The sequence below is a fragment of the Amycolatopsis mediterranei genome, from assembly GCF_026017845.1.
Classification (GTDB): domain Bacteria; phylum Actinomycetota; class Actinomycetes; order Mycobacteriales; family Pseudonocardiaceae; genus Amycolatopsis; species Amycolatopsis mediterranei.
In genome coordinates this window covers 3,786,535-3,807,588 of record NZ_CP100416.1, presented here as the reverse complement: position 1 = coordinate 3,807,588, position 21,054 = coordinate 3,786,535, and the positions used below count along the sequence as shown (strand labels likewise).

17 protein-coding genes are annotated in these 21,054 nt (G+C 73.2%); 12 read left to right on the top strand and 5 right to left on the bottom strand.

What is annotated here, in order from left to right; translation table 11 throughout:
* Nucleotides 1–62: 62 nt before the first annotated feature.
* Together ISP_RS17945 and ISP_RS17940 are read left to right on the top strand one after the other, a co-directional pair.
* A complete protein-coding gene (locus tag ISP_RS17945) occupies nt 63–614 on the top strand; it encodes a DUF2231 domain-containing protein (RefSeq protein ID WP_013225185.1) in 552 nt (183 codons plus the stop codon).
* Nucleotides 615–949: 335 nt separating this feature from the next.
* Nucleotides 950–3,244, top strand: coding sequence for an ATP-binding protein (locus tag ISP_RS17940; protein ID WP_013225184.1), 2,295 nt, complete (start codon nt 950–952; stop codon nt 3,242–3,244).
* A 375-nt stretch (nt 3,245–3,619) separates the two neighbouring features.
* Here ISP_RS17940 and ISP_RS17935 read toward each other — a convergent pair whose 3' ends face one another.
* Entirely contained in the window at nt 3,620–4,774 is a 1,155-nt protein-coding gene (locus ISP_RS17935) for an acyl-CoA dehydrogenase family protein (protein WP_013225183.1), read from the bottom strand.
* Between the two features lie 78 nt (nt 4,775–4,852).
* On the opposite strand from ISP_RS17935, the gene ISP_RS17930 reads away from it, so the two are divergent.
* The 10 genes from ISP_RS17930 to ISP_RS17885 all read left to right on the top strand — a co-directional run bounded on the left by ISP_RS17930 (nt 4,853) and on the right by ISP_RS17885 (nt 16,456).
* Nucleotides 4,853–5,575 carry an arsenate reductase/protein-tyrosine-phosphatase family protein gene (locus ISP_RS17930; RefSeq protein WP_013225182.1) on the top strand — a complete coding sequence of 241 codons (723 nt, stop codon included), beginning with the start codon at nt 4,853–4,855 and terminating at the stop codon, nt 5,573–5,575.
* Complete coding sequence (locus ISP_RS17925; RefSeq protein ID WP_013225181.1) at nt 5,572–5,946, top strand: VOC family protein; 375 nt, start codon at nt 5,572–5,574, stop codon at nt 5,944–5,946. The genes ISP_RS17930 and ISP_RS17925 overlap by 4 nt, the downstream gene beginning before the upstream one ends.
* Nucleotides 5,947–5,964: 18 nt before the next feature.
* Nucleotides 5,965–6,903: a threonine ammonia-lyase gene (locus ISP_RS17920; protein ID WP_014466949.1), complete on the top strand. Its 939-nt coding sequence runs from the start codon at nt 5,965–5,967 to the stop codon at nt 6,901–6,903.
* 136 nt (nt 6,904–7,039) lie between these two features.
* Nucleotides 7,040–8,218 carry a carbohydrate-binding protein gene (locus tag ISP_RS17915; protein ID WP_013225179.1) on the top strand — a complete coding sequence of 393 codons (1,179 nt, stop codon included), beginning with the start codon at nt 7,040–7,042 and terminating at the stop codon, nt 8,216–8,218.
* A gap of 17 nt (nt 8,219–8,235) precedes the next feature.
* Nucleotides 8,236–9,510, top strand: a complete 1,275-nt coding sequence (locus tag ISP_RS17910; protein WP_014466948.1) for an extracellular solute-binding protein — start codon at nt 8,236–8,238, stop codon at nt 9,508–9,510.
* 70 nt (nt 9,511–9,580) lie between these two features.
* Nucleotides 9,581–10,504: a carbohydrate ABC transporter permease gene (locus tag ISP_RS17905; RefSeq protein ID WP_013225177.1), complete on the top strand. Its 924-nt coding sequence runs from the start codon at nt 9,581–9,583 to the stop codon at nt 10,502–10,504.
* Nucleotides 10,501–11,319: a carbohydrate ABC transporter permease gene (locus ISP_RS17900; RefSeq protein WP_013225176.1), complete on the top strand. Its 819-nt coding sequence runs from the start codon at nt 10,501–10,503 to the stop codon at nt 11,317–11,319. The genes ISP_RS17905 and ISP_RS17900 overlap by 4 nt, the downstream gene beginning before the upstream one ends.
* Complete coding sequence (locus tag ISP_RS17895) at nt 11,319–12,809, top strand: beta-N-acetylhexosaminidase (RefSeq protein ID WP_013225175.1); 1,491 nt, start codon at nt 11,319–11,321, stop codon at nt 12,807–12,809. The genes ISP_RS17900 and ISP_RS17895 overlap by 1 nt, the downstream gene beginning before the upstream one ends.
* Nucleotides 12,810–12,967: 158 nt before the next feature.
* The gene (locus ISP_RS17890; protein ID WP_013225174.1) at nt 12,968–13,666 is read left to right on the top strand and encodes a GntR family transcriptional regulator; all 699 of its coding nucleotides are present in this window, start codon (nt 12,968–12,970) and stop codon (nt 13,664–13,666) included.
* A gap of 393 nt (nt 13,667–14,059) precedes the next feature.
* On the top strand, nt 14,060–16,456 hold the full coding sequence (locus tag ISP_RS17885) for a DUF7617 domain-containing protein (RefSeq protein ID WP_013225173.1): 2,397 nt from the start codon (nt 14,060–14,062) through the stop codon (nt 16,454–16,456).
* A 41-nt stretch (nt 16,457–16,497) separates the two neighbouring features.
* Here the strand turns inward: ISP_RS17885 and ISP_RS17880 are convergent, their stop codons facing one another.
* The 4 genes from ISP_RS17880 to ISP_RS17865 are packed head-to-tail and all read right to left on the bottom strand — an operon-like array spanning nt 16,498 to nt 20,942.
* Nucleotides 16,498–17,262 carry an MHYT domain-containing protein gene (locus ISP_RS17880; protein WP_013225172.1) on the bottom strand — a complete coding sequence of 255 codons (765 nt, stop codon included), beginning with the start codon at nt 17,260–17,262 and terminating at the stop codon, nt 16,498–16,500.
* A 13-nt stretch (nt 17,263–17,275) separates the two neighbouring features.
* Entirely contained in the window at nt 17,276–17,656 is a 381-nt protein-coding gene (locus ISP_RS17875; RefSeq protein WP_013225171.1) for a DUF742 domain-containing protein, read from the bottom strand.
* Entirely contained in the window at nt 17,653–18,138 is a 486-nt protein-coding gene (locus ISP_RS17870; protein WP_013225170.1) for a roadblock/LC7 domain-containing protein, read from the bottom strand. The genes ISP_RS17875 and ISP_RS17870 overlap by 4 nt, the downstream gene beginning before the upstream one ends.
* A complete protein-coding gene (locus tag ISP_RS17865; protein WP_013225169.1) occupies nt 18,135–20,942 on the bottom strand; it encodes a sensor histidine kinase in 2,808 nt (935 codons plus the stop codon). Before ISP_RS17865 ends, ISP_RS17870 begins: the two co-directional genes overlap by 4 nt.
* Between the last annotated feature and the right edge of the window lie 112 nt (nt 20,943–21,054).

The following is a 21,054-nucleotide window of genomic DNA, read 5'->3' as shown; positions in this document are numbered from 1 at the left end:
CCCGGCCGGACCGCACCCGGCGGGGGCGGTTGGACCGCGCCCGGCGGGGTAGCCGGGACGGCATGCAGAAAGCCGACCGTGTCGAAACCCCTGCCGCGCCGCATCGGGTGCTGATGGCCGTCGAGGATGCCGATGTGCTCGATGTTCCGGCCACCGCGCTTGCTTACCGGTTGCGCGGTGCCGCCACCAGCGCGCCCGGCCGGCTGCTGCGCGGGCGCTGGCTGGGCCACCCGCTGCACCCGCTCGCCGTCACCGTGCCGATCGGTGCGTGGCTGTGCTCTGCCCTGTTCGACCTGCTGCCCGGCCAGGAAGAGGCCGCCCGCCGGCTGGTCGCGACCGGCCTGCTGGCCGCACCGGCGGCCGTGCTCCTCGGCCTGTTCGACTACGCCGACCTCGACGAACGGCAGCGCCGGGTCGGTCTTGCGCACGCTGCGGGCAACGCGGTCGCGATCGCCCTCTTCGGCGCGTCCTACACCGCCCGCACGCGCGGCCGGGTGGCCCGCGGCCGGGTCCTGGGCGCGCTCGGCCTGGCGGTGACCAGCGCCGGCGGCGCCCTCGGCGGGCACCTCGCCTACGCGCAGGGCGCCGGGTTCTTCCGCTGGCAGTCGCGATGAACCGGCGCGCCGCCGCTCGGGCACCGGCAGCGAGTCCGGCTCGAAGGTGAACCGGGTCCTCGGGAAACGGTGCCGTCGAACAGCTTCCGGGCCGCCCGGACCACTGTGGACCGGCGGAACGGCGTGACCGGGATGAACGTGCGCGGCGCCAGCGTGGTCTTCGGCACCGAGCCGCCGACGTCGCCGAGCCCATCGGCTTCGGCGCGCAGCACTTCGAGCCGCCGGGCGTGTCGCGTGGGGCATCACGCGTGATCAGAGAGGCATCACGCGTGATTGGAGGGGCATCACCCGTGATCGAAGGGACGACACGGGGCCGCGGACCTAGACTCTGGCTCATGGGTGCCCGTTCCCGCCGAAGCGCCGGCAACCTGCCGGCCGAGCTGACCAGCTTCGTCGGCCGGCGCCATGAGCTCGGGGAAGCGAAACGCCTGCTGGCCACGGCCAGGCTGGTCACGCTGACCGGCGCCGGCGGGGTCGGCAAGACGCGGCTGGCGCTGCGGGTCGCCGCCGACGTGCGGCGGGCGTTCCCGGACGGCGTGTGGCTGGTCGAGCTGGCCGACGTGGGTGATCCGCACCTGGTGCCGAACACCGTGGCGACGGCGTTCGGCCTGCGCGTCACGAGCGATCAGGCCGCCGGCCTCGCCGAGTACCTCGAGGACAAGCAGCTGCTGCTGGTGCTGGACAACTGCGAGCACGTCGCCGACGAGTGCGCGACGCTGGTCGCCAAGCTGCTCGCGGTCTCCGCCGGGCTCCGGGTCCTCGCCACCAGCCGGCACACGCTGCACGTGGAGGGCGAGCACCTGCTGCACGTCGAGCCGCTGCCCGTCCCCGGCGACGAGGACGCCGGCGGGGGCCCGGTCGAAGCGGTCACGCTGTTCGCCGACCGGGCGGCCGCCGTCTCGCCCGGCTTCGAGCTCACCCCGGACAACCGGGCCACGGTGAGCCGGATCTGCCGCCGCCTGGAGGGCATCCCGCTGGCCATCGAGCTGGCCGCCGTCCGCGTGCGCGTGCTGGCGGTCGACCAGGTCCTCGAGCGGCTCGACGACCGGCTCGGCCTGCTCACTTCGCGCCCCGCCGCCGTGCAGCCCCGCCGCCGGACCCTGGAAGCGGCGATCGACTGGAGTTTCGAGCTGTGCACCCCCGCGGAACAGCGGCTGTGGGCGCAGGCGTCGGTGTTCCCCGGCGGATTCGACCTCGACGCCGCCGAGGGCGTCTGCGTGCCCGCGGCGGACGGCGGCAGCGCGCTGGACGTGGTGGCCGGGCTGGTGGACAAATCGGTGCTCAGCCGGCAGAACGGCACCTTCGGGCGGCACGCCTGGTACCGCATGCTGGAGACCGTCCGCGAATACGGCGGCGCCCGGCTGGCCGCCGGCGGCGACGAGGCCGGCGTGCGGGCCCGGCAGGCCGGCTACTACGCGGACCTCGCGCGGCGCTACCGGGCCGAGGGGTTCGGCCCGCGGCAGTCGGAGTGGCTCGGCCGGCTCCGCCGCGAGCACGCCAACCTCCGGGCCGTGCTGGAGCACTGCCTGTCCGGACCCGGGCAGGCGAGCCAGGCGCTGGACATCGCGGCATCGCTGTGGAACTTCTGGTACGGCGGCGGCCTCGTGCCGGAAGGCTGCGGTTACCTGCGGCGCGGCCTCGAGCTGTGCGGGGAGCGCACCCTGGTCCGGGCGCGGGGGTTGTATGCGATGGCGTTCCTCGCGATCCAGACCGGTGCGCCGCACGCGCAGCTCCTGGCGGAACTCGACGAGCTCGCCGAAGAGCTCGGCGACGAACGGCTCCGGGCCGGCCACGCCGAGTGCGCGGGCATGGCCACGTTCTTCACCGGCGACCTGAGCGGCGGCGCCGAACTGCTGGAGCGGGCGCTGGCCGGGTACCGCACGGCCGGGGACCCGCTGCTGGTGTTCGACACGCTGATCCTGCTGGCCGCGGCGCGCTTCTTCCTCGGCGATCCGCGCGGCGCGGCCGCCGCGGAAGAGGCGCTCGCCCTGACCGACCGACACCAGGCGCGCTGGTCCCGCGGGTACGCGTTGTGGGCCGTCGCGATCCACCGCTGGCGCGCCGGCGAGCCCCGGCAGGCCACCGATCTGCTGCACGAGGCCGTCGCCCTGCGGCTGCCCGACCGGACGCTGCTCGCGTTCCTCGTCGAGGCGCTCGCGTGGTGCCACTCCGCCGAAGGCGAGCACGACCGGGTGGCCCGGCTGCTCGGCGGCGCGGGCGCGGTCTGGCGGCTCAGCGGCGCCCGCGTCGGCGAGATGAGTCCCTACCAGGCTGTCGACGAGCAGTGCGCCGCGCTGGCCCGCAAGGCGCTCGGGGAGGACGCCTTCGCCGCGGCGTTCGCCGAGGCGGCCGGCTCCGGCCTCGACGACGTGGTCCGGTACGCGCTGCGGGAACGGCCCGCCACCCGGGCGGCGGGCAAGGCGGCCGAGCCCGGCGGGCTGACCCGGCGGCAGCGGGAGATCGCCGAGCTGGTGGCGCGCGGGATGAGCAACAAGGAGATCGCCGCCGCCCTGGTCCTCAGCGGACGGACCGTGGAGGGGCACGTCGAGAACATCCTGGTGAAGCTCGGCCTGACCTCGCGCACCCAGGTGGCTTCGTGGCTCGCGGGGCAGCCCGGGCGACCCGCGTAGCCATCCGGGTAGTTTCCCCGGTCCGCTTCCGTCCCCTTCGGACGATCCTTTTCCCGCGACCATTCACCGCGCGGAGGAGGACGAGGTGTCCATCGATTCGGCGCCGCAGACCTGTCCCCAGTGCCGGCGGCCCACGGTCCTGATGTCCCACGCCTGGGGCCGGCAGTGGGTGCACGTCGGCACTTGGCGCCCGCAGTGCGGCAATCCGCCCTGGACGGTCGATTCGGCACCAAGCCGGACACGGCCCGCCGGATAGACCGTTTCGGACCAGCCGGGCGCGCGGCGCCACCTCGCGTCGCCCGGCAGAGCGTGGTGGGGCCGTGCCTTCCCCTCCCCCCAAGTCGGCACGGCCCCACCACGCTCGCCCCTCCCCGATCAGCCGAGGCGGTGGCGCCGGATCAGCTGCCGGGTGATCACCGTGCGCTGGATCTCGTTGGTGCCTTCGCCGACGATCATCAGCGGCGCGTCGCGGAAGTACCGTTCGACGTCGAATTCGGTGGAATACCCGTAGCCGCCGTGGACGCGGACCGCGTTCAGGGCGATCTCCATCGCCGTCTCGGAGGCGAAGAGCTTCGCCATGCCCGCCTCGAGGTCCGCGCGCGCACCGGAGTCGTAGCGGCGGGCGGCGTGGTGCACCAGCTGGCGGGCGGCCTCCAGCTTGGTGGCCATGTCGGCGAGGAGGTTGCCGACCGACTGGTGCTGCCAGATCGGCTTGCCGAACGTTTCGCGTTCCTGGGCGTACCGCAGCGAATCCGCCAGCGCGGCCCGGCCGACGCCGAGGGCACGGGCGGCGACCTGGATGCGGCCGATCTCCAGCCCGCGCATCATCTGCGCGAACCCCCGGCCTTCTTCCCCGCCCAGCAGCGCACCGACCGGGACGCGGAAGTCCGAAAAGGACAGTTCACAGCTTTCGACGCCTTTGTACCCCAGCTTCGGGAGGTCGCGCGAGACGTGGAAGCCCGCGCCCTTCTCGGCCAGGAGGATGCTGATGCCCGCGTGCGCGGGTTCGGCGTGCGGGTCGGTCTTGCACAGCAGGGCGACCAGCTGTGAGCGGCGGGCGTTGGTGATCCACGTCTTCGCGCCGTCGACCACATAGGACTCCCCGGCGCGGCGGGCGGTGGTGCGCAGGGCCTGCAGGTCGGACCCGCCGCCGGGCTCGGTCAGCGCCATCGTCGCGCGGACCTCGCCGGTGGCCATCCGCGGCAGGTAGCGCTCCTGCTGCTCGCGGGTGCCGTAGGTGACGATCAGCTTCGCGACGACGGTGTGGCCGCCCATCGCGCCGGCGAGGCTCATCCACCCGCACGCCAGTTCCTCGGTGACCTCGGCGTAGCACCGGGCCGACACCGGTGTGCCGCCCCAGGCTTCGGGGACGGCGAGCCCGAAGACGCCGAGCTCCTTCATCCGCTCGATGAGCGCCTCCGGATAGGTGTCGGTGTGGTCCAGTTCCCGCACCACCGGGCGGACGTCGTGGTCGACGAAGTCCCGCACCACCGCGACGATCGCGGCCTCCTCTTCGGTCAGCCCGGCCATCCGCTGTCCTCTCGCTCGGCTCGCGACCCCATCATGACGCCCTTTTCCATCAAATCCAGTTGATGTATCGTCCTGGGGATGGCCTCCGAGCCGCCCGCCTTCGTCCGCTTGGCCGCCCACCCGCTGCGGTGGGCGCTGCTGACCGCGCTCGCCGGCGGCGACCTGCGGGTCCGGGAGCTGGTGGAGCGCGTCGGCGAGCCGCAGAACCTGGTCTCCTACCACCTGCGGCTGCTGCGCGGCGGCGGGCTCGTCACGGCGGCCCGCAGCAGCTTCGACGGCCGGGACAGCTACTACCACCTCGATCTCGACCGCTGCGCGGGCGCGCTCGCCGAAGCCGGCGCGGCCCTGCATCCGACGCTGGATCCCGCGCCGCGCCCGCAGGTCCCGCCGCCGAGGCCGGTCGCGGTGCTGTTCCTCTGCACCGGCAACAGCGCCCGCTCCCCGATCGCCGAAGCCCTGCTGAGACGGCGAGCCGCCGGAGCGGTGACGGTGACCAGCGCGGGCAGTCATCCCAAGGCCGCGCTGCACCCCGGCGCGATCCGGGCGCTCGAGGAGTTCGGCATCGACGTCCGCGGGCAGCGGCCGCGGCACCTGGACACGGTTGCCGGGCAGCGGTTCGACCACGTCATCACGGTGTGCGACAAGGTCCGCGAGGTGTGCCCCGAGTTCCCGCACCACCCGCGGCGCCGCCACTGGAGCATTCCCGAGCCGGGCTCCTTTCCGGAGACGGCCGCGGAGCTCGACACCCGCGTCCGGCACCTGCTGCCGGAACTCGTACCCGGCAAGGAGGTCCGGCCATGAGCGAGCAGTACGCCGGCGTCCGGTACGTCGTCGACGACGTCCAGGCGGCCCTCGACTTCTACACCACACACCTGGGCTTCACCGTGCGGATGAGCGCGGCGCCCGCGTTCGCCGACGTCGTCCGCGGCCCGCTGCGGCTGCTGCTGTCCGGCCCGGCGAGTTCCGGCGCCCGCGCCACCCCCGCGGACGCCTCAGCCGCCGGCCGCAACCGCATCCACCTGGTGCTCGACGACCTCGACGCCGAGATCACCCGGCTGACCGACGCCGGAGTCGCCTTCCGCACCGAAGTGGTGTCCGGCCCCGGCGGACGCCAGATCCTCCTGGCCGATCCGGCCGGAAACCTCGTGGAGCTGTTCCAACCCGCGCACTAGGCTGCGGCCGTGCCGGAAATGCGCCTCGACCTCGCCCGGATCCGGGCGGCCCGCGAGGTGATCGATCCGGTCTTCCTGGACACGCCGCTGTACCGCTGCGAGGCGCTGGAACCGGTTCTCGGGTGCGCGGTGAGCATCAAGCTCGAAACGGCGAATCCGGTGCGCAGCTTCAAGGGCCGCGGCACCGAGGTGGTCGCGAGCCGGCTCGCGGGGCCGGTGGTGTGCGCCAGCGCGGGCAACCTCGGCCAAGCCCTCGCGTGGTCCGGGCGCGGCCGGGGGCTCGACGTCACCGTCGTCGCGTCCCGCCATGCGACGGCGGCCAAGCTGGAGCGCATCCGCGCGCTGGGCGCCCGGCTCGAACTGGTGGACGGCGACCACGAACTGGCCCGCGAGCGCGCGGCGACCATCGCCCGCCGCGACGGCAGCCGGCTCGTCGAAGACAGCCTGGACCTCGAAACCTGCGAGGGTGCGGCGACCATCGGCCTGGAGCTGGTGGACGCCACGCCGACGTTCGACGCCGTCCTGCTCGCCCTCGGCGGCGGGGCCCTCGCGACGGGTGTGGGGCACGTGGTGCGGTCCGGGGCACCCGGCACCGAGGTGATCTGCGTCCAGCCGGCGGGCGCTCCGGCGATGACGCGCTCCTGGCACGCCCGCCGCGTCGTCACCACCGGCCCGACGGCCACGATCGCCGACGGCGTCGCCGGGCGGCGGCCGATCCCGGAGGTCCTGGCCGACCTCCTCGTCGTCGCGGACAACGCCGTCCTCGTCACCGAGGCGTCGATCATCACCGGGATGCGGCTGCTCCTCGAGCACGCCGGCCTGGTGGCCGAACCGTCGGCCGCACTGGGCATCGCGGCGATCCTCGAAGACCGCGACCGCTTCGCCGGCCGGCACGTGGTGACCGTCGTGTGCGGCGGCAACGTGGACCTCAGCGCCTACCGCGACTGGGTTCGCTGACGGCCACCGACATTACCAAAGGTAAGTTTTGCCGCCTCCTTGACTTTACCAATGGTCAGGGAGGAAGGTACTGGCCACCTGATTCGTCTAGACCAATCGGCGCTCCCCGCGGCAGGCCGTCCCCAGGAGGAGACCCATGTCCCGCAGCAGCATCCGAACCACCACAGCAGCACTGACCAGCCTCGCCACCGCGGCCACGGCCGCCCTTGTCCTCTCCGGCGGGGCCGACGCCAGCCCGGCGTCCGCCGCGGCCGGCTGCGGTGTGCTCTTCGACGACTTCCACTACTCATCCCCCACCGACGGCGCCTTCGGCGGCGCCGGGTGGACCACGCGCAACGACGTCGGCAGCCCCGGGGTGCCGGGCGCGCGCTGGCTCACGAGCAACATCAGCTTCCCGGCCGTGAACGGCGAGCGCGTCGCCCAGCTCACCGCCACCACCGACGGCAGCGCCGCCGGCACCACCCACGCGGAGCTGTACCAGAACCAGCTGCGGTTCTTCGAAGGCACCTACGCCAGCCGCGTCCGCTTCACCGACGCGCCGGACAGCGGCCCCGACGGCGACCACGTCAACGAAACCTACTTCACGATTTCCCCGCTGCGGTACGACCGCGACCCGCTCTACAGCGAACTCGACTTCTCGGAGTACCTGCCCAACGGCGGCTGGGGCGGTTCGACGGCGAACTACCAGACCAGCTGGTACACCTACTGGAACAACCCGACGTGGGACGGCCTGCGCACGTCCACCGCGCAGAACCGCAGCTTCGCCGGCTGGCACGACGTCGTCACGCAGGTCTCCGGCGGGCACGTGAAGTACTACATCGACGGCGTGCTCACCGCCGACCACACCACCGACGCGCAGGGCGACCCGGTGTACCCGCGCACCCCGATGTCGATCAACTACAACATGTGGTTCATCGACACCGCCGGCCACACGAGCGGCACCAGCGCCTACACCGAGCAGGTCGACTGGACCTACTACGCGGGCAACCAGGTCGTCTCCCCGGCCGACGCCGTCGCGCAGGCCGGGCAGTACCGCTCCGCCGGAACGTCCCATGTGGACAGTGTCAACGGCTGCAGCACGCCGACCACCCCGCCGGCGACCACCACCCCGACGACCACGCCCACCACGCCGACGACCCCCACCACGCCGTCCCAGCCCGCGAACTGTTCGTCGGCAGCGGAATGGGATTGGGGCACCATGTACCTCGAGGGCCAGCGGGTGAAGCACAACGCCCACCTCTGGCAGGCGAACTGGTGGACCCAGGGTTCGGAGCCCGGCCTCACCGCCCAGTGGCGCGACCTCGGCCACTGCTGACCACCCAGGAGCTCCCCGTGCGCAGACCCGTCCTCGCCGCCGTACTGGCCGTCGCCGCCGTGACCGCCACCGCCTGCGGCACCGACACCCCCGCTCCCGCCGCCCGCGGTGGTGAGCTGACCGTCTGGCTGATGAACGGCGATCTCAGCGACAAGGCCACCGCGGCGATCACCACCGCGTTCGAGAAGGCCACCGGCGCGAAGGTCACCGTGCAGATCCAGGAATGGGACAACATCAACACGAAGATCAGCACCGCGCTGGCCCAGGACAGCACGCCGGACGTCATCGAAATCGGCAACACCGACGTCCCGCTGTTCGCCGCCAACGGCGCGCTGACCGACCTCAACCCGCACCGCGACGAGCTGGCCGCGGGCCAGACCTGGCTGCCCGGCCTGGCCGGACCGGCCACTGTGGACGGACACCTCTACGGCGCGCCGCTGTTCGCCGGCAACCGCGCGGTGATCTACGACAAGCAGGTCTGGGCCGACGCCGGCGTCACCGCCCCGCCGAAGACCCTGCCGGAGCTCACCGCGGCCCTGGACAAGATCAAGGCGAAGCACCCGGCGCCGGACTACTCGGCCTTCCACTTCCCCGGCCGGTACTGGTTCGGCGCGCTGCAGTTCGTCTGGGACGCGGGCGGGCAGCTGGCCACGCAGAGGGCCGGGAAGTGGGCCGGTGCGCTCGAAAGCCCCGAAGCGCTGAAGGGGCTGCAGGCGTGGAAGGACTTCCAGAACGCCTACTCCTCCCCCGCGTCCCGCAACGTCGACACCAAGGCTCCTGACCAGGCCGCGATCTTCTCCGCCGGCGGGGCCGCGGCCATCCTCGACACGAGCGTCAACACCGTGCTCAAGAACAAGCCGGAGCTGAAGGACCGGCTGGGCACGTTCCCGTTCCCGAGCGGCACGCCCGGGAAGACGCAGCCGGTGTTCCTCGGCGGCTCGGACGTCGTCGTCGCCGCCAAGAGCCGCAACTCCGACCTCGCGCTGGCCTACCTGAAGGCGGCCACGGACCCGGCCGTGCAGCGTGACGCCATCGCCGGCATCGACGGCTGGACGCCGATCTCGACCGAGCTGATCGACCGGATCACGCCGGCGCTGCCGCCGCTCAACGCCGCTTTCGCCACCGCGGCGAAGACCAGCGTCGCCACTCCGGCCGCCCCCGGCTGGGCGACCATCGAGAGCGACAAGTCCATCAACACGTTCTTCGCCGACATCGCCACCGGACGCCGGCCGATCGCCGACGCGGCCAAGGAGTTCGACGCCCACCTGACCGAGGCGCTGGGCGCCCGCTGACCGGCGGGGTGGCGCGGCCGACCGCCGTCCCCGCCGTGCCACCCCGCCCCTGCTTCGCGAAGGAGTCTCCGTGCTGCTCGAGAAGGCGCCCACCCGGGAAAGAACGCCACGCGTTTCCCTGCTGCCCTACGGCCTGCTCCTGCCCGCGGCCGCGCTGCTCGGGCTCGTGCTCGGCTATCCGCTCGTCCGGCTGGTCGTCATCTCGCTGCAGGAGTACGGGCTGCGGTCGCTGTTCACCGGCACGACGCGCTTCGCCGGCGGGGACAACTACGCTGCCGTCCTCGCCGATCCCCAGCTGCTCCCGGTCCTCGGGCGCAGCCTCGGGTTCTGCGCCGCGCTGGTGGCCGGCACGCTCGTGATCGCCTCCGGCGTCGCCCTGCTGCTGCAGCGCCTGGGCCGCCGGATGCGCACGGCGGTCACCCTCAGCCTGATCGCGGCGTGGGCGCTGCCGAACGTGGCGTCCACCCTGGTCTGGCAGTGGCTCTTCCAGCCCGGCTACGGCGTGGTGAACTGGCTGCTGACCCGGCTCGGTTTCGGGGACCTCACCCAGCACGACTGGACCACGAGCCCGGCGTCGGCGTTCACCCTCGTCTGGCTGCTGGTCGTGTGGCAGTCGGTCCCGTTCGCCGCGCTCACCCTGCACGCCGGTCTCTCGCAGATCCCGCGCTCCTACTACGAAGCCGCGGCGCTGGACGGCGCCGGGCCGTGGCGGGTGCACCGCACGATCACCGTCCCGTTCCTGCAGCCGATCCTCGGCCTGGTCACCATCCTCTCGGTCATCTGGGACTTCACCGTGTTCAACCAGATCTGGATCCTCACCCAGGGCGGCCCGGGCGGCGGCACGACGACGCTGGGCATCTGGACCTTCACGCGGGCCTTCAGCCGCAACGACTTCGGCCAGGGCGCGGCGATCGCCGTCGTCTCGGTCGCGCTGCTCGCCGGCCTGACCGCCGTGTACGTGCGGCGGCTCGTCCGCTCCGGGGAGGACCTGTGATCCGGCGGATCGGCCGCAACGTCACCGCGGCCGTCTTCTGTCTCGTGTGGATCTTCCCGGTCTACTGGATGGTGCTCACGGCGTTCAAACCCGCCGGCAAGATCCTCAGTCCCACGCCGGAGTTCCTGCCCCTCGACGTCACCCTGGACAACTTCGCCGGCGCGCTCGCCAAACCGGGGTTCGTCCAGGACCTCGCCAACAGCGTCGTGGTCGTCGTGTCGGTCGTCGTCTTGTCCATTGTGGTCGCTTTCCTGGCCGCGACGGCGTTGACGCGCTTCCGGTTCTTCGGGCGCCGCAGCTTCCTCATCGGCGTGCTGGTGCTGCAGATGGTGCCGGTGCCCGCGCTGGTCATCCCGCTGTTCCTCGGCCTCAAGAGCGCACACCTGCTCGACACGCTGCCCGGGCTGATCCTGACCTACGTGGCGCTCGTGCTGCCGTTCACGATCTGGACGTTGCGCGGCTTCCTGCACGGGATCCCGGTCGAACTGGAGGAAGCGGCGATGGTCGACGGCGCGACGCGCGGGCGGGTCATGCGTTCGGTCCTGCTGCCGCTCGTGCTGCCCGGGCTGATCGCGACCAGCGTGTTCGCCTTCATCACCGCGTGGAACGACTTCCTGTTCGCCTACGTGATCATGAAGGACAGCTCGGGCTACACGCTGCCGGTCTGGCTGGTTTCGTTCAGCACCAGCACGGGCACCGACTACGGCGGCCTCATCGCCGCCTCGACGCTGTTCGCGCTGCCCGTCGTCGTCTTCTTCGCGCTCGTGCAGCGCCACCTGGTCGAAGGCATGACCGCGGGCGCGGTGAAGGGCTGATGCTCATCCCCCGCCCCGCGCAGCTGACCCGCCGCGCCGGTTCCTGCGTGCCCACCGGAATCCTGGCGGGCCCCGGCACCCGGGGCCCGGCCCGGCTGCTCGCCGCGTACACCGGGCTCCCCCTGGTCCCCGACGGGCCCGTCATCCGGCTCGCGCGGAAACCGGGGCTCGGGCCGGAGGAGTACACCCTGGAAGTCACCCCCGGCCGCGCGCTGCTCACCGCGTCCACGGACGCGGGCCTGCTCGCCGGGGTGCAGACGATCCGCCAGCTGCACCCGCGGCTGCCGTGCCTGACGATCCGCGACGCGCCCCGCCTGCTGTGGCGCGGCGTGCTGCTCGACGTCGCCCGGCACTTCATGCCGCTTTCGTTCCTGCGCGAGTTCGTCGATCTCCTGGCGCTGCACAAGTTCAACGTCCTGCACCTGCACCTCACCGACGACCAGGGCTGGCGGATCGAGATCGACCGCCGGCCCCGGCTCACCGAGGTCGGGGCCTGGCGGGCCGAATCGATGGTCGGGCCCGCGGGCAGCGGCGTCTTCGACGGCGTCCCGCACGGCGGCTTCTACACCCAGCGGGAGCTGCGCGACCTGGTCGCCTTCGCCGCCGAGCGCGGCGTGCGGATCGTGCCGGAGATCGACCTGCCCGGGCACGTGCGCGCGGCACTGGCCGCCTACCCTTCGCTGGGCAACCGGCCGTCGGTGGCCCTGCCGGTGTGGACGGAGTGGGGCATCAGCCCCGACATCCTCGGCGTCCACGACGAGGCCTTCGCCTTCTGCCGGGACGTGCTCACGCAGGTCGCCGGCGTGTTCCCTGCGCCGTACCTGCACATCGGCGGCGACGAATGCCCGACGACGCAGTGGGAGACCAGCCCGGTCGCGCGGGCCACCGCGGCGAGCCTCGGGGTGCGCCCCGCCGAACTCCACCCGTGGTTCCTCGGCCGGCTGCACGACATCGTCGCGGAGCTGGGCCGCCGGGCCGTGTGCTGGGACGAGACCGGCCACGCCGCGGGACGGCTGCCCGCGGACCTGGTCGTCACCGCGTGGCGCGACCCCGCCCACGGTGCGCTCGCCGTCGCCCGCGGCCACCAGGTCGTCATGGCGCCGCACACGTCGACGTACTTCGACTACCGGCAGAGCGAGGACCCCGGCGAGCCGCCGCGCGGACCCGTGACGACGCTGGAGGACGTCTACCGCTTCGATCCACTGGCGGGCGGGCTGCCCGTCAGCGACGGGACGGCGCCCGGGGTGCTCGGCACCCAGGCGCAGCTGTGGACCGAGCACGCGCCGACGCCCGAGCACGTGCGGCACCTGGCGTTCCCGCGGCTGTGTGCGCTGGCCGAACGGGCGTGGTCGCCGCCGGGCCGCGGTTATGCTGATTTCCACCAGCGCCTGGCCGGCCACCTCGACCGGCTGCGCGCGCTGGGTGCCCTGCCGAAGGAGCGCGTCCGGTTCGCCGGCGCGCTCGGAGTGTCCGGGAAGACGGTGCCTTGACCGCTGTGCCCTCCGGGGCTTCGCCCCAGGCCGGGGGCTCCACCGCCCGGAGCCCCCGCAAAGAAGCCGTGACATCCGGGGCTTCGCCCCAAGCCGGCGGCCCCGCCATCCGGAGCCCCCGCAAAGAAGTTGGCGAGCCGGCGGACCGGCCGCCCACCGTGAAGCGCGACCGCGTCCGGCGGCACCTGCTGAAGGTGATCGAGAACGCCGGCCCCGGCACCGGGCTCGCCTCCGAACGGGACCTCGCCGCGGAACTGGGCGTCTCCCGCCCGACCGTCCGCGCCGCCATCGACGAGCTGACCCGCACCGGGCTGCTGGTGCGCCAGCGCGGCCGGGGCACGTTCACCAGTCCGCACAAGGTCACCCAGGAGCTGGCGACCGGGCTCGCGGTGCCGCCCGCGGAAGGCCACTGGACCAGCCGGGTGGTCGCGTTCGCGGTGTCGCCGGCCCCGCGGACGCTGGCCGGGGAACTGGAACTCGAGCCGGGCGCGCCGGTGCTGCGCGTCACCCGGGTCCGGTACGTCGACGACGAGCCGATCGCGATCGAAAGCCTGGCGCTGCCCGCGGCCCTGGTCCCCGGCCTGCGCCCGGCGGACCTGGAAGCGGGCAACTTCTACCGGCTGCTGCGCGAACGCTTCGGGATCGCCGTGCAGGACGCGGTGCAGACGATCGAACCCGCGGTCACCGACCCCGGCCAGGCCGAGCTCCTCGAAATCGCGGTGTACGCCCCGATCCTGCACATCGAGCGGCTCACCCGCGACACCACCGGCCGGATAGTCGAGCTGACCCGCTCGTCCTACCGCGGCGACCGGTATCGCATCACGTCGAAACTCCGCTTCGACGCCGAATCCGGCTGAGACTCCGGAGTCGTTCACCGCCGGCGGCGCGCCGCGGCCCCGGCCGACCACCACGGCGCCGGCGAATTCGGCGCACAGCCGACGGCGGGCCGCCGGATCGGGTTTCCGGTGAATAAATCTCGGACCTCTTCGGAAACGCGGGCTCTTAGCCTCGCCTCGTTACCCGAACGAGTGAACGCCGGGCGGCGTTCGAGTGACAGTAACGCCGAAATCTCCTCGTCAGAACAGGTGTCCACCACGGCATCTGGCCCATTAATTGCGCTGTTCGCATCGCTTTTCCGGCGCCCGGGTGAGAGTGCTTCAAACGCACTGCCGCAGCGGCATAGGATTTTCCTTCGGCCAGGAAAACGTTTCCCGGCGCATTCCACTCCATTCCGGAATCGAGGACCAACCATGCGAAGACGCATTCTGGGGGCGGTCCTGCCCCTGGTGCTCACGACGGCCGTCGCCGTCCCGCTGCCCGCAGCCGCCGACCCCGCTCCGGCGGTCTCGGCGCTGACGAAGTCCGTGCAGCGCACCGGTTCCCCGGCCGCGCACGGCGCGACCGCGAACTGGGTCGTCGGCTACGAAGACCACGCGACCACGACCGGCGCCGCCGCCATCACCGACGCCGTCGGCGCCGGCCAGGCCTATCAGTCCGGCTCGCTGCACGTCCCGCCCGGCTGGACGCCGGAGTGGTCCACCGACGGCAGCACGTTCGCCGGCGCCGAACCGGCGTCCGGCGTCACCGCCGTCCGCGCGACGAACCCGGCCGCCGGGCCCGACGCGACCCAGCTGACCGGCGCCCTCACCCCGCCCGTGCAGGCGGTGACCACCGCGACCGGCGGCGACGGCTTCTCGCCGATCCTGTACCGCACGCCGGGCGGCTCGCTGCAGGCCTGGAACATCTACCACCACCTGGGGGCCACGTCGCCGAAGGTGGTCTGCACCGAGCTCGCCACCGGCACGCGATGCCCGGGCGGCCCGTGGCCGAAGGTGCTCAACACCGCGCCCGGCCCGCTCGGCACACTGGGGGCCGGGGACATCGCCACCACCATGGTCGAGCAGTACGTCCGCGATCCCGCGTCGCCCGCGAAGGTCTACTACCCCGCCGTCACGGCGGCTTCCGTCGGCGTCGCCTGCCTCGACATGGCCGCCTCGGCCAACTGCGGGTATTGGGCACTGGCCGCCACCGGCGGATCGCCCGCGGTCTCCGGCATCACCGGGTTCGTGGAGACCGGGGGCAACCTGTACGGCCTGATCAGCAGCGGCGCGGTGGTCTGCTGGACCATCGCCACGCAGAGCGCCTGCGGCGGCCAGCCGTACGCCCCGATCGCGCCGCCCATCAGCGGCAACCCGTACGTCTACGGCGCGCTGGACGTCGTGGCGGGCAAGGTGTTCGCGTCGTCGTCGAACCCCGGCACGGCGCAGGTGCCGTCGCTGGGCTGCTTCGACCCGGCGACGGCCACGGCGTGCGCCGGCTGGGCTTCCTGGCGGCCGACCGGACCGGCGGGGAACTTCACCTACAACGCCTACACGGCGTTCGGCACGACCGGTGCCCCGGTGGGGGTGTGCTCGTCGACGACCGGCGGCACCAACGTCACGACGTGCTACGCCCTCGACGGCTCGGCGCTGCCCGCACCGCCTGGCGCGGCCGCGCTGCCGAACGGGACGTACGTCTTCAACCCGGAGGTCGTCACCGACCCGAGCGGCCACGTGCGCAGCTACCTCCCGGTCTGGAACGGCGGTATCGCGGGTGCGGCCGTGTGCCACGACTGGACGACGGGGGCGGCGTGCGCGGGGCTGCCCGCGCGGATCACCCACCCCTCGGTGAACGGGGGCGCGACGCGGGACTACGGGTACGCGTACGACCCGCCGTCGGGCTGCCTGATCGGCCTCGGCGACGCGGGCGTGCTGTTCTCGATGGACCCGATCACCGGCGCCACGCCGTGTGTCCGCTCCGGCGGGCAGGTGACCCTGCGTCCGGGTGATTTCTACTGTGACGGCGGAAGTCACGTCCAGGGCTACACGTCCGCGCGGCTGACGGGCGTCGACCCGGCGAACGTCGACTTCGCGGCGTCGCGGGTGACGGTCGTCGACTCCGGCGGCGCGGTGGTGCCGACCCCGGGCTTCGCCCCGGACGGCTCGGTCGACCTCACCGGCGTCTCGGTGGCGGCGCACCCGTCGATCACCGTGACGACGACCCTGGTGCTCCACAGCGCGGCCGGCTTCAGCGGTTCGCTGGTGGTCGACTTCGCGGGCGACGCACCCCAGCTGTGCTTCCGCACGACGCTCTCGGCGGACTGCACGGTGACGTCGGTGGCGAACACGGCGACGGGCACGGATTCGACGGGTTCGTTCAGTTCGAACACGGTGACGCTCCCGGTCGCCCCCGGCGCGTCGTGTACCCCGAAGGTGACCGTGGAGAAGGAGATCTGCACGGCGGTCCACCCGGCCGAGTGCGGCCCGGGCGGCGCCGGACCTTGGGCGAAACAGGCCCCGGTCGGTCTGCTCGGCGTGCTCGCGGCGTCGGCGTACTGGCGGATCACGGTGACGAACCAGGGTCCGGTGGGGATCACGTCGGCGCAGGTGGTGGACACCGTGGAGCCGTCGTGCCAGACGGGTCCGTTCACGCTGGCGGCGGGCCAGTCGAAGCAGGTGTACTGCGCAACCTACGCGCTGCTGAACCTGTTCCCGATCACCAACAAGGCGAAGGTGAGCTACGTGCCGGTGAACGTCCCGCCGGGGACGCCACCGTCCACAACGGACTGGTCAGCGGCCAAGGCCTGTTCGCTGCTGTGCAGCCTGTAGGGAGGTGAGATCGCCGGCCCGCGGGTTCTCCGCGGGCCGGCTCACACCGCGACGGCGTCTTCCACGCCGGACTCGGCGGCCTCCGGCGAAACCGCCGGCGCCATCAGGACCGCGCACAGCGGCACGGCCATCGCGATCGCCGCCAGCACGAACACCGGGAACAGGAACGAGAACACCTCCGCGCCCGCCGGGTCCGGGGCGTTCGCGTCCATCGTCATCCGGACCGCCGCCATGCCCGTGTAGTGCATGCCCGTCACCGCCGCGCCCATCACGAAGCCGGCCAGCAGCCGCAGCGCAAGGCGGTCGAGGAAGACCGCGAACCACAGCGCCGCGGTCGCCGCCACCACCGCGATCACCACCGAGAGGGCCACCAGGCCGCCGTCGTAGCCGAAGTCGCCCTTCACCCGCAGCGCCGACATCCCCGTGTAGTGCATGACATTCACCGCCAGGCCGGTGATGACGCCGCCTAGGGCGAGGCGCCACCAGCCGAACTTCGCGCGGCCGCCCACCACCACGAGCCCCGCGAACACCGCCACCACCGACAGGATCGCCGACAGGACCGTGCGGAAGATGTCGTAGCGGACCGGCATGCCCGGGGTGCTGAAGCCGAGCATGGCCACGAAGTGCATCAGCCAGATGCCGACGCCGCCGATCGAGACGGCGGCCAGCACCAGCCACCGCACGCGGTGGCGGGGATCGGCCGCGTGCCGGGCTTGGACCGCGCACGCCAGCCCGAGCGCGCAGCCGACCACCGACGTCAGGTACGCGAGCACGAGCAGCCAGTGCCCCAGCGCGAAATGCTCCATGGCGAAGTCCTCTCTACAGGTCGCGCAGCCCGTGCAGCACGCGTTCCATCAGGTCGTGGCGCTCGTCCCAGGTGGCCGTGTCCGACAGCGTGTCGCGGACGATCACCAGGTAGTCCTGCATCAGGTCCGACACGAGCACGCGGACCACGCCGAGCGGCAGGGCCAGCAGCGCGGCGATCTCCATCAGCGACCGCGGCCGGACGCACAGCTCGAGCACCTCCGCCAGCGCGCTCGACGTCTGGTAGACGGCCTCGGCCCGGCCGTCGGCGGTGGTCTCGACCAGGGCTTCGACGGCGATTTCGACGGCCGGGGCCGTCCGGCCTTCGGTCCACGCGTAGGGGCGGGCCAGCGCCGGGCTGCGGCGCGGCTCGTCCCCGGGCGCGTCGTCGATCACCGGTGGTCCTGGGCCACCGGTATCTCGCGCGCGGGCACGTCGACCTTCTGCCCCACCCGCTCGACCAGCATCGTCATCTCGTAGCCGACCAGCCCGATGTCGCAGCCGGTCGAGGCGAGCACGACCAGGTTCGAGCCGTCGCCGACGCTCATCAGCAGCAGGAACCCCTGTTCCATCTCGATCACCGACTGCACCACCCGGCCGGCGGTGAAGAGTTCGGCGGTGCCGAGGGACAGGCTCGACAGGCCGGCCGCGATGGCCGCGAGCTGGTCGCCGCGTTCCCGGGGCAGGCTGTCGTCGGCCGCCACGAGCAGGCCGTCGGCGGAGACGAGCACGGCGTGCGCGACACCCGAAACGTCCTGGACGAACCCGTTGACGAGCCAGTTCAGCGTCGCGGACCGTTCGGGCGGCGCGGGGAGCGTCCCGCGCAGCGAGCGGGCCGCCGGCTCGGTGGCGGAGCGCCGGGGGTGCAGTTCCGTCATCGCGGATCCACTTCGTCCTTTCCGGATTGTTCGGTACGCGCGGCGCTTTCCAACCGGGCGGCGCGCATGCCTTGGTAGTGCCGCGAGAGACTGCTGCGCACGGCGGCGGCGTCGCGGAAGGTCCCGCCGGCCTGCTCGCGCACGCGAGGAACGACGGCCCCGGGAGCGAGCTGCGCACCGGGCCGCCGGGTGGGCAGGCCGGCATCGGTGAGGTTTTGCGCGGCCGGAGGCTTGAGAGCGCTTTCGGCGGCTTGCCGCGTGCGGTCGGCCGGAGTGTCCCACTCCCCGACGGGGGTCGGCGCGGAACGGAGGGTGGGATCGGCGGCGTGCGCCGGCGCGGTTTCGGCTCGGTGGGTCCGGCTTGCCGCTTCGGCGAAAGCGGTCTGCTCCGCTGGGGCGGCTCGGTGCGCCGCGGGAGTCTCCGCGCGGGACGGCCATCCCGCCTCGACCGGAGCGATCCGGTCCGCCGGCTCCGCCGAACCGGTCCCATGCACCGCGCGAGTCTCTGCTCGGGCGCCCTCGACCGGAGCGATCCGGTCCACCGTCGACGCCGCCGACTCCGCTCCGTGCACCTCGGAACCCTCGGCACCGCCCGGCCACTCCGCCTCGACCGACGCGATCCGGTTCACCGCCGCCTCCGTCGCGGCCGGCGAGTCCGGTGCCCGGTGGGCCGCAGGAGGCTCGGCCGCCGGGTTCTCCTCCGGCTCGGAGACCTCCTCCGACCGCTCCCCCGCCGCCGGCCACTGGGCCGGGCCCTTGGCTCCGTTCCGGCGGACCACCGGCTTGGCCGGGGGCTCGGTGAACCAGCTCGTCACCACCTGCTCGAAGATCGGCGTCGACGCCTGGGCCGGCACCACCGGCACCACCGGCGGCCGCGTGTGACCGTTGCGGCCCGCCGGGGCCAGGCGGCCCGCGCCGATCGGGCGGGCCAGGTCCGCGAGCACCAGCGCGCCCGGGACGTGGACGCTCGCCGTCACCCCCGCGTGGCGGCCCGCCGCTCCCGTGGCCCGCAAGCGCACCGTCACCCCGTGCAGCGCCGCCAGCCTGCCGACCACGAACAGCCCCATCCGGCGCGTCGTCTCCGGGCCGACCGTGCCGGCCGCCGCCAGCCGGGCGTTCACCGTGGCCAGCTCCGCCGGGGTCATGCCCAGCCCCTGGTCGACCACCTCGATGAGCAGCCCGCCGTCGGCGCCGCGGTCGGCCGTCAGCGCCACCTTGTGCTCCGGCGGCGAAAAGCGCGTCGCGTTCTCCAGCAGCTCGGCCAGGATGTGCACCACGTCCGCCGCCGCTTCGGGCTGGACCGAACTGCGCGGCGCGTTGCCCAGCGCCACCCGGCGGTAGTCCTTGACCTCCGACGTCGCCGCGCGCAGGAGGTCGCGCGTCGGCACCGGTTCGCGGCCGTGGCGGACCGGGCGGCCGCCCGCCAGGACGTGCAGGTTCTCGCCGTTGCGGCGCAGCCGGGTCGCGATGTGGTCGATCCGGAACAGCTCGTCGAGCCGGCCCGGGTCCTGCTCGCCCGCCTCGAGGTCTTCGATGATCGACAGCTGCTGCTCGACCAGCGACTGGCTCCGCCGCGACAGCGTCATGAACATCTCGCTGACCTGTTTGCGCAGCTCGGCCTGCTCGACGGCGAGCCGGACCGCCTGGCGGTGCATGTCGTCGAACGCGCGCGCCAGCTGCCCGATCTCCTCGTCGGTCCGGACCCCGCTGCCGGGCACCGCGCGCCAGTCGACGTCGTGGCCCTCGCGGATCTGCCGGACGGTCTCCGGCAGCTGCTCGTTCGCCGCGCGCAGGGCGGCCGCGCGCAGCCGGCGCACCGGCGTGACCAGCGATCGCACCACCAGCAGCGCGATCGCGAGCGCGCCGAGCAGCGAACCGAGCACCAGGGCCGCGTCGCGCAGCGAATCCGCGCGGGCCCGGTCGGCCGCGGCCGAGACGTCGCCCGCCAGCTTCGCCGCGACGTCGTTCAGCACGGCCGTCACGCCGGTCGTCTCCGCGGCGATCGAGGGCGCGAACGACGCGAGCGGCGCGCGGGTCCCGCTCTCCTGCAGGGCGTCGAGGCGGGCGTCGGCGGAACTCGTCGCCGCTTTGAACCGGGCCAGGAGCGCCCCACCGAGCTGGTGTTCGGCTTGTTCGCCGAGCACCTCCTGCTCGGCCGCGGTCTGCACGACGGCCGGGCGCAGCGAAGCATCGTCCGGGCTGTTCCGGGCCGCCCGCGCGTAGGTCTCCTCGGTGGCCAGCTCGGCCCGCAGGTGCACCAGCAGCCGGGCGGTTTCGGCGCCCGCCGCGGTCTCGGTGCCGGCGTCGGCCGGGACGAAGGCGGGCACGAGGTCGCCGAGGGTGGCGATGATGTCGTTGTAGCCGGCGGCCTTCGTGCGGACGTCGCCCCCGCCGGCGCCGGCCGCGCGGATCCCGGCGAGCTTGCCCAGCGCGGTGTTCAGCGCCCGGCCGGTGTCGCCCGGCAGCGGCGCGAACCCGGCGTCGCGCTGGACCGCGGCCACCTTCGCGTCGACGGCCGCGGTCACCGTGTCCGGCGCGCCCGCCGGGACCGCCACCGCGGTCACCATTTCCTCGCCCAGCGAGGCGGTCAAGTCGATCGTGTCGTGCAGCACCGGCAGCCGGTCGCGGGCCGCGCTGAGCGCGGTCGCCCGGTCGAGTTCGCCCTGGATCCGGACTTCCGCGAGCGCCACCGCGACCAGGACCGGCAGCAGCAGGACGACGCTGATCTTGGTGCGGACGCTCCAGTGCGCCGGCCACCACGCGGCGTCCGCCGGGCGGCGGAGCGTGGATCTGCTTTCGTGCATGGCGGAATCGCTCGATTCCCAGCCGCGCACACGGCTGATGTCGAACTCGGACAGGACGAGGAACCCCAGGGGAAGACGTGGCGTTGATCGAGCCGATCAGCAGAAGACATCA